Genomic DNA, 12718 nt, shown 5'->3' on the forward strand with positions numbered 1-12718 from the left:
CTTGGAGGCACTGTGGGTGTCAGTCTCAGCAAGGGCGGCAACGTCTCCCTCACCAAGCAGGCCCCGGGACTGACCGCGGTGACCGTCGGTCTGGGCTGGGACCTGCGCACCACCACCGGCGCCGACTTCGACCTCGACGCCTCCGCGCTGGTGCTGGACGGATCGGGCAAGATCGTCTCCGACGGGCACTTCGTGTTCTTCAACAACCTGCGCACGCCCGACGGCGGCGTCGAGCACACCGGCGACAACAAGACCGGCGTGGGCGAGGGCGACGACGAGCAGATCAAGGTCAACTTCGGCGCGCTGCCGGACACCGCCGAGCGGGTCGCCTTCGCCGTGTCGATCTACGAGGCCGACACCCGCGGGCAGAACTTCGGCCAGGTCCGCAACGCCTTCATCCGCGTGGTCAACCAGGGCGACGGCGGCGAGATGGCCCGCTACGACCTGAGCGAGGACGCCTCGACCGAGACCGCGATGGTGTTCGGCGAGCTGTACCGCAACGGAGCCGAGTGGAAGTTCCGCGCGGTCGGGCAGGGCTACGCCTCCGGCCTGGCCGGCATCGCCACCGACTTCGGCGTCAACCTCTAGCCGTCCCCCGGCCGTCCCCGAAGGCCGGGCTCCAGCACAGGGAGCAGTCCGATCATGGGAGTATCGCTCGCCAAGGGCGGCAACGTCTCGCTCACCAAGGCCGTCCCCGACCTCACCGCCGTCGCCGTCGGCCTGGGCTGGGACGTGCGGGCCACCACCGGCGCCGACTTCGACCTCGACGCCTCGGCGCTGCTGCTGGACTCCGGCGGTAAGGTACTCTCCGACCAGCACTTCGTCTTCTTCAACAATCTCAGGAGCCCGGACGGGTCGGTCGAGCACACCGGCGACAACCTCACCGGGGAGGGCGAGGGCGACGACGAGGTCATCAACGTCGACCTCCGCGCGGTCCCGGCCGGCTGCGACCGCATCGTCTTCCCCGTCTCCATCTACGACGCCGACAGCCGCGCGCAGAACTTCGGCCAGGTCCGCAACGCGTTCATCCGGATCGTGAACCGGAGCGACGGCAACGAGCTGGCCAGGTTCGACCTCACCGAGGACGCCTCGACCGAGACCGCCATGGTCTTCGGCGAGCTCTACCGGCACAGCGGTGAGTGGAAGTTCCGCGCGGTGGGCCAGGGGTACGCCTCGGGCCTGGCCGGTATCGCCATGGACTTCGGCGTCAACGTCGGTTGATCGCCGCCAGCCCGCCTCGAACAGAAAAGTACGCATGATTCTTCGCACCTTCGGGTGGTCCTTCGGGGTCACCGCTCTCGGACTGGTCGCCGCGCTGCTCTACGGCGGCCCCGCCGGTCTCGCGCTGGTGGCGGTGCTGGCCATCCTCGAGATCTCGCTCTCGTTCGACAACGCCGTGGTGAACGCCAAGGTGCTCGACCGGATGAGCCCCTTCTGGCAGAAGATCTTCCTGACCATCGGCATCGCCATCGCCGTGTTCGGCATGCGGCTGGTGTTCCCGCTGGTGATCGTGGTGATCACCGCGGGTCTGGGGCCGATCGAGGCGTTCGACCTCGCGCTGAACGAGCCCGACAAGTACCACCATGCGATGGAGTCGGCGTACCCGACGATCGCCGCGTTCGGCGGCATGTTCCTGATGATGCTGTTCCTCGACTTCGTGTTCGAGGACCACGCGCACAAGTGGCTGCCGTGGCTGGAGCGGCCGCTGGCCAGCATCGGGAAGCTCGACCAGCTGTCGGTGGTCGTGGCCGGCGGCGCGCTGGCGCTGGTGGCGGGGCTCTGGGCGAAGGACCCGGGCGATGTGATGATCGCCGGGGTGCTCGGCATGGTGACCTACATCCTGGTCAACGGGCTGGGCGAGCTGTTCTCCGGGGCGGGCGGCATCGACCTCGACGACGACGGCGACGATGACGACGATGACGACGGCGCCGAGGGCGAGCGGGCCGCGGAGGCCGAGCGGCGCGGCGGGCCGAGCCAGCTCGCGCTGGCCACCGGCAAGGCCGGCTTCTTCCTGTTCCTCTACCTGGAGGTCCTGGACGCCTCGTTCTCCTTCGACGGCGTCATCGGCGCGTTCGCCATCAGCACCGACCCGATCGTGATCGCGCTGGGCCTGGGCATCGGCGCCATGTACATCCGGTCGCTCACGGTCTTCCTGGTGCGCAAGGGGACGCTGCACGAGTACGTCTACCTGGAGCACGGCGCCCACTGGGCGATCGGCGCCCTGGCGACGTGCATGCTGATCAGCATCGCCCACCACGTGCCGGAGTGGATCACCGGCGGGCTCGGCGCGGGCCTGATCATCGCGGCGTTCGTCAGCTCGGTCGTCCGCAACCGCAACGCCGGCGACGCCGAGGAGACCGCGTCCGGCGAGGACAAGCAGCTGCACTCTTCGCGGGTGTAGACCCTGGCACCCCGCGTGTCGTCGATCTCACCAAAGGAGCTGATGATGTCGATCTCGCTGCAGAAGGGGCAGAAGGTCTCGCTGGCCAAGCCGGGCGGCGGCGGTCTCACGCGGGTCAGGATGGGCCTGGGCTGGGACGCGGTGGCCAAGAAGGGGCGGTTCGGCCGTTCCAAGGCGCAGTCGATCGACCTCGACGCGTCCTGCCTGCTGTTCGACGCCAGCGGCAACCTCGCCGACTCGGTGTGGTTCCGCCAGCTGCGCAGCAAGGACGGTTCGGTGCTGCACACCGGCGACAACCTCACCGGGGAGGGCGAGGGCGACGACGAGGTCATCAACGTCGACCTGCCGTCGGTGCCGGGCAACATCGCGCAGCTGGTGTTCACCGTGAACTCCTTCACCGGCCAGGACTTCTCGCAGATCGCCAACGCGTTCTGCCGGCTGGTGGACGAGACGACCGGCCAGGAGATCGCCCGCTACGACCTGAGCGGGGCGGGCGAGCACAACGCGCAGATCATGGCGAAGGTGTCGCGGGACGGCCAGGGCTGGTCGATGACGGCGATCGGCGCGACCGCCAACGGGCGGACGTTCCAGCACCTCCTCCCGACGGTCTCCGCGCACCTGTGAGACCGCCTGTGAGACCCCTCCCGGCACCCTTGGGACCGGTCTCGGGACCGTTCCCGGGGCCGCCCGTGAGACCGTTCCCGGCACCCGTCCGGGGCGCGGGCGGATGAGAGCGGGAGGGCCCTGCGTGCATGCGGCACTTTGACCACATCGAGAGCCGGCGCCGCAAGCACCTCTTCCACCGGCACCCCCGCGCGTTCGACCGGCACGACGACCCGGCGGTGCTGGCCGTCGCGCTGGGCGCCACGCTGTACTCCCCGGCGGTCCGTCCCGCCCTGGCCGAGGACGTCGCCAAGGCCGCGCGGCGGGGCGTGACCAGCATGGTGCTGTGCCTGGAGGACTCGATCGCCGACGAGGACGTGCCGGCGGCGGAGGCCAACCTGGTGGCGCAGCTGTCCCGGGCGCACGCGGCGCACGCGGCGGGCACGGACGCGCCGCTGCTGTTCGTCCGGGTCCGCACGGCCGAGCAGATCGGCGATCTGGCGTGCCGGCTGGGGGAGGCGGCGGAGCTGGTCAGCGGGTTCGTGCTGCCCAAGTTCACCGCGGCGGGCGGGGACGCCTTCCTGGAGGCGGTGGCGGAGGCGCAGGCCCGCACCGGGCACCGGCTGCTGGCGATGCCGGTGATCGAGAGCCAGCAGGCGGTGTACCGGGAGACGCGCTCGGAGCTGCTGCAGGACGTGGCGCGGCTGCTGGCCAAGCACCGGGAGCGGGTGCTGGCGGTGCGGATCGGCGCGACCGACATGTCGGCCGCCTACGGGCTGCGCCGCCCGCCCGACCTGACGATCTACGAGATCGGCCCGGTGGCCGGGGTGATCTCCGACGTGGTGAACATCCTGGGCCGGGCCGACGGGACGGGCTTCGTGGTGACCGGGCCGGTCTGGGAGTACTTCTCGGCGGGGGAGCGGATGTTCAAGCCGCAGCTGCGGCAGTCGCCGTTCGACGCCCAGCAGGCCGCGCCGCTGCGGCAGCGGCTGATCACCTCGGACCTGGACGGGCTGATCCGCGAGGTGCACCTGGACAAGGCCAACGGCCTGATCGGCAAGACGGTCATCCATCCGAGCCATGTCGCGGCGGTGCACGCCCTGTCGGTGGTGACCCACGAGGAGTACTGCGACGCCTCCGACATCCTCGGGTGGAACGGGGGCGGGGCCATGGCGAGCGTGTACGCGAACAAGATGAACGAGGCCAAGCCGCACCGGGCGTGGGCGGAGCGGCTGATGCTGCGCGCCCAGGTGTTCGGGGTGGCGGCGGAGGGCGTCACGTTCGTGGAGCTTCTGGAAGCGGCGGGCGGCCAGTGACCCTGTCGGAGACACGGCCGGGCGGCGTGGGCGAGGGGCCCGGGGAGGGCGTGTGGCCGGGGGAGTGGGTGTCGGCCCGTCTCGGCGTGGCGCTCCACGACGGTGAACGCCCTGTCGGCGCGGGCCTGGCCGATCTCGTGGGCCTCGCCGTGCGCCGCAATCCGCGGCGTGCGCATCTGCTGGTGTCGGCCGTGCTCGGCAAGCACGTCCCCACTGACCCGCGCCTGGTGTACGGCTCGGGCCTGCTGCTGGGCGAGCTCGTCCGGCGGTGCCTGGGCGGGGCGGCGCCCAGCGACGCGGAGCATGAACACGCCGAGTACGGGGCGCTGCTGGGCGAGGCCCTGCGCGGCCGTCCGGGAGCGGCTGCCGATCTGTGCGACCTCCTGCGCGAACGGCGTGAGCCGGTGGACGCGGTGGTGCTCGGTTATGCGGAGACCGCCACGGCCCTGGGGCATTCGGTGGCGGACGCGCTCGGGGGCGCCTGCTACCTGCATTCCACGCGGCGTCCCGTGGCGGGCTTCGGCACCTACGGCGGCTTCGAGGAGGAGCACAGCCACGCCACCAGCCATCTCCTGCTCCCCGGCGATCCGGCCCTGTTCGACCGGGACGTGCCGCTGGTGCTGGTGGACGACGAGCTGTCCACCGGCCGCACAGTGATCAACACGATCGCGGCGCTGCACGCGGTGCGTCCCCGGGAGCGTTACGTGGTGGCCTCCCTCGTCGATCTGCGGGGGGACGGCGACCGCGCCGCCATCGAAGCGTTCGCGGCGAGGCTGGGGGCGCGCATCGATGTCGTGTCCCTGGCCATGGGCCGGGTGGCGCTGCCAGAGGACGTCCTGGACGCGGGCCAGGCGCTGGTCGCCGGCCTTGAGGACCGTTCGGGTCGTCCCCTTGCCGTGGAGGCGGGGCCGTTCGGGGTGGCGCGGGCCGACCTGGGCTGGCCGGAGGGGCTTCCCGATGGCGGACGGCACGGTTTCCTGCCCGAGCACCGTGAACGCCTGGACGAGGCCCTTGCGGCGATGGCGGGACGCGTCGCCGCCCACCTTCCAGAGCACGCGTCCCGGATCCTGGTGCTGGGCTTCGAGGAGCTGATGTACACGCCGCTGCGCCTGGCGGGAGCCCTCGCCGACGGCCTGCCCGGTGACGTGGACGTGCGCTACTCGACGACGACCCGTTCGCCCGTCCTCGCGGTGGACGATCCCGGCTACGCCATCCGCACGCGCCTGACCTTCCCCTCCCACGACGACCCGGCCGACGGCCCAGGGGAGCGGTACGCCTACAACGTGGCGCCCGGGGCCGACCCCTCCCGGGCGTTCGACGCCATCGTGCTCGTCATCGACGACACCGCCGACACGCCTGCCCTGGCCGAGGGCCTCCTCGCCCAGTTGCGGGGCCTCGCGCCCACCGTCCTCGCCACCGTCCCGTCCCACCGCAGGGCGGGCCCCGAACCCCTGTACGGGCCTGCCTTCGGCAGCTATCCGGCCGAGGACGTCGCATGGCTGCTGAAAGACCTGTCGGCGGTACGGCTGGAGGCGCCCACGGAGGAACGGGAGGCGGCCGTCCAGGCGGGGCGGGCCCACTACGCCGAGTCCCTGCCCGTCGAGTACCAGCCGAGCCCCGGCTACCAGGAGCTCTTCCACAAGGCGCTCGACGCCTCCGCCGAACGGCTCGCGTACGCGGCCGGCGTCATCACCGAGATGATCCTGGCCGCGCGCGGGCGGGACGCCGTGCCGGTCTCGCTGGCCCGCGCCGGCACCCCGGTCGGCATCCTCGTCCGGCGCTGGGCCCGGTTCGCCCACGGCCTCGACCTGCCGCACTACGCGATCAGCATCGTGCGCGGCCGCGGGATCGACGAGGTCGCGCTCGCCCACATCGCCGCCCGCCACGACCCGGCCCGGGTGATGTTCGTGGACGGCTGGACGGGCAAGGGCGCGATCACCCGGGAGCTGGCCGGCGCGCTCGACGGCCACGCCGCCGCGACCGGCCGGAGGTTCCCCGCCGACCTTGCGGTGCTGGCCGATCCTGGGCGGTGCACGCACCTCTTCGGCACCCGCGACGACTTCCTGATCCCGTCGGCCTGCCTGAACTCCACGGTGTCGGGCCTGGTCAGCCGGACCGTCCTGAACCGCGACCTGATCGGTCCGGGCGACTTCCACGGCGCCAAGTTCTACGCGGAGCTGGCCGCCGCCGACGTGTCCGCGGTCTTCCTGGACGCGGTGTGCGCCCGCTTCGAGGACGTCGCCGAACGGGTGGCCAAGGACCTGCCCGGCCTGCTCGCCGCCGACCGGGCGCCCGACTGGTCCGGGTGGGAGGCGGTGCGGCGGATCGCCGGGGCGTACGGCATCGACGATCTCAACCTCGTCAAGCCGGGCGTGGGGGAGACCACCCGCGTGCTGCTGCGGCGCGTCCCGTGGAAGGTGCTGGCCCGGGCCGGCGCCGGAGCCGAGCTGGCCCACATCCGGCTGCTGGCGGCCGAACGGGGCGTCCCGGTGGAGGAGGTCGACCCGGAGATGATCCCGTACGCCTGCGTCGGCCTGATCCACCCGCGTTTCGGGCAGGGGGCCGCGCAGTGAGAAGGAGAGGCGTGCTGTGAGCGTCGTGGTGTGTTCCGACCTTGATCGGACGATCATCTACTCCAATGCGTCGCTCGGCCTGGGGGCCCCGGACGCGATGCTGCCCCGGCTGCTCTGCGTCGAGCTGTACCAGGCCCAGCCCCTGTCCTTCATGACGGAGGCGGCGGCCCGTGCGCTGGAGGCCCTGGCGGACGCGGCGACGTTCGTCCCCACGACGACCCGCACGCCTGAGCAGTACGCCCGCGTCCATCTCCTGGACAAGCCCTCCGCCTACGCGATCTGCGCCAACGGCGGGCACATCCTCATGGACGGTGTGGACGACGCAGACTGGGCCCAGGGTGTCCGGGCACGGGCGGCCGAGACCGCCACCGCCCTGGCCGAGGTCGGCGAACACCTCGCGAGCATCAGCGGAGCGTTCGTTCTCAAGCGGCGCACCGCCTCGGACCTGTTCGCCTACGCCGTCGTCGACCGCGCTGCCCTTCCCCAGGGCTGGGTGGAGGATCTCACGGGATGGTGCGCCGAACGCGGCTGGCGCACCTCCGTCCAGGGCCGCAAGGTCTACTGCCTCCCCGAGGGCCTCACCAAGGCGGCGGCAGCGGCCGAGGTCGCCCGCCGCACCGGCGCCGGGACGATGCTCGCGGCCGGGGACTCCCTCCTCGACATCGAGCTCCTGGAGGCCGCGGACGCCTCCATCAGGCCCGCCCACGGCGAACTGCACGACACCGGCTGGACGTCCCCGTCCACCGCCGTCACCACCGCCCGCGGCATCGAGGCGGGGGAGGAGATCCTCGCCTGGCTGCTGGACCGTACGGCCGCCGCGGCGCCGCAGCGTTCGTTCACGGAACCGTCCCCGGAAAAGAAGACGAACACCTCCGGATCGGAGGTCGTCCACCCCGCCTTCTGAGGGAACAATCTCCTTAGCCATGGCGCGCCTCCCACCCCGCCCCCGCGCGCGGCGGGAGGGCCGCCAGGAGCCGATCGGGAGGTCCTCTGGCCCCATGACTGCCCGTCTGACCGGCGACGAGACCGCGCTGTGGGACGCCGCGGCCAGGGTTCTCGATGCCAACTGGACCGGCACCGCCACGGTCCCCTCACCGGGCCTCTACCCCCACCAGTGGAGCTGGGACTCGGCGTTCGTCACCATGGGCCTGGCCAGGCACCGCCGCGACCGCGCCGAACGCGAGCTGATCTCCCTCTTCCGGGGCCAGTGGGCCGACGGGCTCGTCCCGCACATCGTGTTCAACACCACGCTGGCGCGGCACGGCTACTTCCCCGGCCCCGACCTGTGGCGCACCGACCGGCACCCTGCCGCGCCCCACGCCGTCCACACCTCGGGCCTGACCCAGCCCCCGCTCCAGGCCCTGGCCGCCCTGCGCCTGCACGAGTGCGCCTCCCCCTCCGAGGCCGAACGCAGCCGGAACTTCCTGGCGCGCCTCTACCCGAAGCTGGTCGCCCAGCACCGCTACCTGGCCCAGTGCCGCGACATGGACTCCTCCGGCCTGGTCGCCATATGCCACCCCTGGGAGTCCGGCCTCGACAACAGCCCCGCCTGGGACCGCCCCCTCGGAGCCCTGGAACTGCCCCCGGCCGTGTACGCGCCCCAGCACAGGTCCAACAGCCTCCCCACCGGCGAGGACTACGACCGCTACGTGTGGCTCGTCACCCTCCTGCGTGAGGCCGACTACAGGGCCGACTACATGCGCGACGCCCACCCCTTCGCCGTAGAAGACCCCTTGGTCAACGCGACCTACCTCGCCTCGACCCACGCCCTCGCCGAACTCGCCGAGATACTCGGCCGCGACCCCGTCCCGCACCGCGAACGCGCCCAGCTCATCCACAAGGCGCTCCTGGACCGGCTGTGGGACTACGAGACCGGCTGCTTCCGGGCGCGCGACCTGCGCGACGACCGGCTCCTCCCGGTGCTCAGCGTCGCCGGGTTCGCGCCGTTCCTGGACCCCGAGCTGCCCGCCCCGATCCTGCACTCGCTGGCCGACCTGCTCCTGTCGGCCCGCTTCGCCGGCGCCGCCGGCTACCCCGTGCCGTCCTGCGACATCCAGGCGACCGCGTTCGACCGGGCCGGCTACTGGCGCGGCCCCACCTGGATCAACACCAACTGGCTGCTGTGGCACGGCGCCCGCGGCCACGGCCTGTCGGTGGTCGCGGACCTGCTGTACGGCTCCACGCTGCGGCTGGTCCGCCAGTCGGGGTTCCGGGAGTACTTCGACCCGTTCGACGGCACCGGCCGCGGCAGCCACGACTACAGCTGGACGGCCGCCCTCGTCCTGGACCTGCTGGGCGCCCGCCGGGCCCCGCGCGCCGCCTGATCGCCTAACGTGTGGGCATGCGCCTCTCCCGGCGGCCACCCGCCCCCGTACGCGACAAGCTCACCCTGGAACGGGGCGAGCGCACCCTGGCCACCGCGCCCACCCGCGGCGGCTCCTACGTCGTCGCCACCTCCACCGCCCTGCACGTTCCCACGGCCTCCGGCGGCTTCCTGCGCCTCCCCTGGGAGCGCGTCGACCGGGCCTCGTGGAAGGACGGCTGGCTGCACGTCCACGAGACCTCCGGCGGGCCGGAGCACCACGTCCGCCTGACCGATCCCGGCTCGGTCCCCGAGACGGTACGGGAGCGCGTCACCGCCACCGTCGTCGTCAGCCACAGCGCCCGGCTGCCCGGCGGCGGCACGGTCCGCATCGCCGGCCGCCGCCCCGCCGGCGGCGGCGAGGTGCGCTGGTCGTTCGTGTTCGAGGCGGGCATGGACGCCTCCGACCCGGGCCTGCGCGCCCAGGCCGAGCAGGTCCTGGAGGACCTGCGCCGCCAGACCGGGCTGTGACCCCGGCTAACTGAGCGGGGCAGAGGTGCCGGGCCGCGCCGCCTCCCGCTGAGGCCCGCCCGGCGTCTCGGCCGGCGTGTCCCGGTGCCGGCCGGGCATCCGCTGCCCGATCTGCTCGGGCACCCGCTCCTTGGCCGCCCCGGCGATCTCGCCGCCCTTGGTGCGCAGCTTCTCGGCGGCCTCCTGGACCTTGGGGTTCTCGTTGAACCGCCGCGATGCCTGCACGATCTGCTCGTACCGCTCACGCCCGGCCCTGGTCCCCAGGACGTAGCCGAGCGCGGCGCCTGCCATGAACGTCAGGCGGTACTTCATCCCAAACCCCCGGTGCTCTGTGGATTCGTGCCCCCTCACATACCCAGGAACGGGCGGGCCAGTCGCCCCGGATTTATGGGTGCGCGAACACCTCCCGGGATGCGCTAACCTAGACGCGCTGGCAGGGCCTCCGGGGCCCTGGCCCGCAGTCCCGATCCCGCGTAGCTCAATCGGCAGAGCAGCCGGCTGTTAACCGGCAGGTTATTGGTTCGAGTCCAATCGCGGGAGCACATTGTCACCTGCGCAGACGCAGGTCAGCCCCGTTCCGGAAGACCCGGAACGGGGCTTTGGTGTTGGGTGCGGGTGGTTCTTGGCTTTCTTCGAGTGTGAGGCTTTCGTAAGGTTAGCTTGCAGCGTACGCTGCGGGTCATGGTGGCGATCGCTGTTGACATCTGGACCGACCTCGTGTGCCCGTGGTGCTTCATCGGGAAGCGGAGGTTCGAGGCGGCACTGGGGGAGTTCGAGCACCGGGACGCCGTCGAGGTGCGCTGGCGGAGCTTCGAGCTCGACCCAGGCGCGCCCGCCGAGAGCACCCAGACCATTCCCGAGCGCATACGGGACCTGGGCATGTCCGAGGCGCAGGCCGACGAGCAGGCCGCCCGGGTGACCGCGCTGGCCGCCGAGGTGGGGCTGGCCTACCGGCTCGACCTGGCGCGGCCGGTGAACTCCTTCGACGCCCACCGCGTGATGCACCTCGCGGAGGACGAGGGCGTGGGCGAGGCCGTGCGGGAACGGCTGATGACCGCCTACACCGGCGAGGGCGCGGCGCTGGGCGACCACGAGACGCTGGTGGCGGAGGCGGCCAAGGCCGGGCTCGACGGCGGGACGACCCGGACGATGCTGAAGGGCGACGCCTACACCGCCGCGGTGCGTGCCGACGAGCAGCGGGCGGCCGCCGTGGGCGTGACCGCCGTCCCGTCCTTCGTCGGCGGGGGCAAGTACCTGGTCGCCGGGGCCCAGCCGGCCGAGGTGTTCGCGCTGCTGCTGCGCCGGGTCTGGGAGGAGGCCGCCACCTGACCGGCCGCGAGGCGCCGTCCCGCTACGTCTAGGACGGTCGCGGCCGGGAACGTAGGGCGCATGCCGTTGCTCGTGGGCACGTCCGGATGGCAGTACGCCGACTGGCGGGGAGTGCTGTACCCGGTCGGGCTGCCCCAGCGGCTGTGGCTCGAACGGTACGCCGAGTGCTTCCCCACCGTGGAGAACAACGGGGCCTTCTACCGGCTGCCGCGGCAGGAGACGTTCGAGTCCTGGCGGGACCGCACGCCCGAGGGCTTCGTCATGGCGGTCAAGGCGAGCCGGTTCCTGACCCACATCAAGCGGCTCAAGGACCCCGCCGAACCGGTGCGGAGGCTGATGGCAGTGGCGCGCGGCCTGGGCCGCAGGCTCGGGCCCGTCCTCCTGCAGCTGCCCCCGACGCTGCGCGCCGATCCCGCGCTGCTGGCGGAGTGCTTGGGACGGTTTCCCGCCGGGGTCAGGGTCGCGGTCGAACCCCGTCATGAGACCTGGTGGAGCGACGAGACCCGTGAGGTGCTGGAACGTCATGGGGCGGCGCTGTGCTGGGCGGATCGGCTCGGACGCCCCGTGACGCCCCTGTGGCGCACGGCGGACTGGGGGTACATGCGCTTCCACGAGGGCGCCGCCACGCCCTGGCCGAAGTACGGGGACCAGGCCCTGGCGTCATGGGCCCGCCGCATCACCGGGACGTGGGGGCCCCGGGAAGACGTCTACGCGTACTTCAACAACGACCCGGGAGGGGCCGCGGTCAGGGACGCGGTGCGTTTCGCCGCCGCCGCCGGAGCCGACCTCGCCCCTCAGGGCGCGGGCCTTCGGGTCTGAGGGCGTCCGGGCGGGGAGGGGCGCAGGCCGTCGAACACGATCTCCAGGGTCCGGTCTCGCACGCCCGGTTCCCAGGAGGTGTGCAGCGTGGCCTGGCAGACGCCGATGAGCAGGGCCATCGCCTCGGGGACGCGCACGTCCTCGCGCACCGTCCCGGCCCGCTGGGCGCCGGCGAGGAGGCCCTCGACGGCCTGCCGCAGCATGTGCAGGGGCTTGGCCACGGTGATGTCGATGCCCGCCTCGGCCAGCAGGTCCACCACCGTCTTCCGCTCGGCGGACTCCTCCACCATCCGGGTGAAGAAGGTGTAGAACGCGGTGGCGGGGTCGCCCTCGATCAGCAGCCGCTCGGTGTCCTCGGCCAGCCGGATCGCGACCTTCTCGATGATGGCCTGGAGCAGCGCCTCCTTGGTGGGGAAGTGCCGGAAGACGGTGCCGATGCCGACCCCGGCCGTCTGGGCGATCTCCTCGGTCGAGGCGGCCGGGCCCTTGGCGGCGAAGACCGCCTCGGCGGCCTCCAGGATGCGGCGGCGGTTGCGCTGCGCGTCGGCGCGCAGCGACCTGCCGGCGGATGCTTGGGGGCCGGCCGGCGCGCGCTTGTACGAGGGCATGGGGGCGGGTCTCCTGGTGGGCGTCCGATTGACATCCGGAGCCATGACTCCGTAATCTCGAATTAAAAGGTGAGTATAGACTCCGATTCTTGCGGGCGCCGGTAGGGGGCGAGGAGATGTTCGAGAGGTTCACCGACCGTGCGCGTCGGGTTGTCGTTCTGGCTCAGGAAGAGGCCAGGATGCTCAACCACAACTACATCGGTACCGAGCACATCCTCCTTGGGCTGATCCATGAG

Annotated in this window: 14 protein-coding genes and 1 tRNA gene; 13 read left to right on the forward strand and 2 right to left on the reverse strand. The window is 72.1% G+C overall.

What is annotated here, in order from left to right:
- Positions 1–12 precede the first annotated feature (12 nt).
- The 9 genes from ACFPZN_RS31180 to ACFPZN_RS31220 all read left to right on the forward strand — a co-directional run bounded on the left by ACFPZN_RS31180 (position 13) and on the right by ACFPZN_RS31220 (position 9726).
- Entirely contained in the window at positions 13–588 is a 576-nt protein-coding gene (locus tag ACFPZN_RS31180) for a TerD family protein (protein ID WP_378285836.1), read from the forward strand.
- A gap of 54 nt (positions 589–642) precedes the next feature.
- Positions 643–1221: a TerD family protein gene (locus tag ACFPZN_RS31185; protein ID WP_378285837.1), complete on the forward strand. Its 579-nt coding sequence runs from the start codon at positions 643–645 to the stop codon at positions 1219–1221.
- Positions 1222–1255: 34 nt separating this feature from the next.
- Positions 1256–2401 carry a DUF475 domain-containing protein gene (locus ACFPZN_RS31190; protein ID WP_378285838.1) on the forward strand — a complete coding sequence of 382 codons (1146 nt, stop codon included), beginning with the start codon at positions 1256–1258 and terminating at the stop codon, positions 2399–2401.
- A 45-nt stretch (positions 2402–2446) separates the two neighbouring features.
- Positions 2447–3025, forward strand: a complete 579-nt coding sequence (locus ACFPZN_RS31195; RefSeq protein ID WP_378285839.1) for a TerD family protein — start codon at positions 2447–2449, stop codon at positions 3023–3025.
- Positions 3026–3153: 128 nt separating this feature from the next.
- Positions 3154–4320 carry an HpcH/HpaI aldolase/citrate lyase family protein gene (locus ACFPZN_RS31200; protein ID WP_378285840.1) on the forward strand — a complete coding sequence of 389 codons (1167 nt, stop codon included), beginning with the start codon at positions 3154–3156 and terminating at the stop codon, positions 4318–4320.
- Positions 4317–6893 carry a phosphoribosyltransferase gene (locus ACFPZN_RS31205; protein WP_378285841.1) on the forward strand — a complete coding sequence of 859 codons (2577 nt, stop codon included), beginning with the start codon at positions 4317–4319 and terminating at the stop codon, positions 6891–6893. Before ACFPZN_RS31200 ends, ACFPZN_RS31205 begins: the two co-directional genes overlap by 4 nt.
- Before the next feature lie 16 nt (positions 6894–6909).
- A complete protein-coding gene (locus ACFPZN_RS31210; RefSeq protein WP_378285842.1) occupies positions 6910–7797 on the forward strand; it encodes an HAD family hydrolase in 888 nt (295 codons plus the stop codon).
- A 94-nt stretch (positions 7798–7891) separates the two neighbouring features.
- Complete coding sequence (locus tag ACFPZN_RS31215) at positions 7892–9217, forward strand: MGH1-like glycoside hydrolase domain-containing protein (RefSeq protein WP_378285843.1); 1326 nt, start codon at positions 7892–7894, stop codon at positions 9215–9217.
- 17 nt (positions 9218–9234) lie between these two features.
- Complete coding sequence (locus ACFPZN_RS31220; protein WP_378285844.1) at positions 9235–9726, forward strand: hypothetical protein; 492 nt, start codon at positions 9235–9237, stop codon at positions 9724–9726.
- A gap of 6 nt (positions 9727–9732) precedes the next feature.
- Here the strand turns inward: ACFPZN_RS31220 and ACFPZN_RS31225 are convergent, their stop codons facing one another.
- Positions 9733–10038, reverse strand: coding sequence for a YtxH domain-containing protein (locus ACFPZN_RS31225; protein WP_378285845.1), 306 nt, complete (start codon positions 10036–10038; stop codon positions 9733–9735).
- A 155-nt stretch (positions 10039–10193) separates the two neighbouring features.
- Here ACFPZN_RS31225 and ACFPZN_RS31230 point away from each other — a divergent pair.
- The 3 genes from ACFPZN_RS31230 (at position 10194) to ACFPZN_RS31240 (ending at position 11874) form a co-directional block, all read left to right on the forward strand.
- Positions 10194–10266: transfer RNA gene (locus tag ACFPZN_RS31230), tRNA-Asn, on the forward strand.
- A 141-nt stretch (positions 10267–10407) separates the two neighbouring features.
- On the forward strand, positions 10408–11055 hold the full coding sequence (locus ACFPZN_RS31235; protein ID WP_378285846.1) for a DsbA family oxidoreductase: 648 nt from the start codon (positions 10408–10410) through the stop codon (positions 11053–11055).
- Between the two features lie 60 nt (positions 11056–11115).
- A complete protein-coding gene (locus ACFPZN_RS31240; protein ID WP_378285847.1) occupies positions 11116–11874 on the forward strand; it encodes a DUF72 domain-containing protein in 759 nt (252 codons plus the stop codon).
- Here ACFPZN_RS31240 and ACFPZN_RS31245 read toward each other — a convergent pair.
- Positions 11850–12482 carry a TetR/AcrR family transcriptional regulator gene (locus ACFPZN_RS31245; RefSeq protein ID WP_378285848.1) on the reverse strand — a complete coding sequence of 211 codons (633 nt, stop codon included), beginning with the start codon at positions 12480–12482 and terminating at the stop codon, positions 11850–11852. The genes ACFPZN_RS31240 and ACFPZN_RS31245 overlap by 25 nt on opposite strands.
- Before the next feature lie 116 nt (positions 12483–12598).
- Between ACFPZN_RS31245 and ACFPZN_RS31250 the strand changes: the two genes are divergently transcribed.
- Positions 12599–12718, forward strand: a 120-nt coding sequence (locus tag ACFPZN_RS31250; protein ID WP_151491872.1) for a Clp protease N-terminal domain-containing protein, incomplete at its 3' end; no start/stop codon positions are given.

It is taken from the genome of Actinomadura rugatobispora, assembly GCF_042656285.1.
GTDB classification, from domain to species: domain Bacteria; phylum Actinomycetota; class Actinomycetes; order Streptosporangiales; family Streptosporangiaceae; genus Spirillospora; species Spirillospora rugatobispora.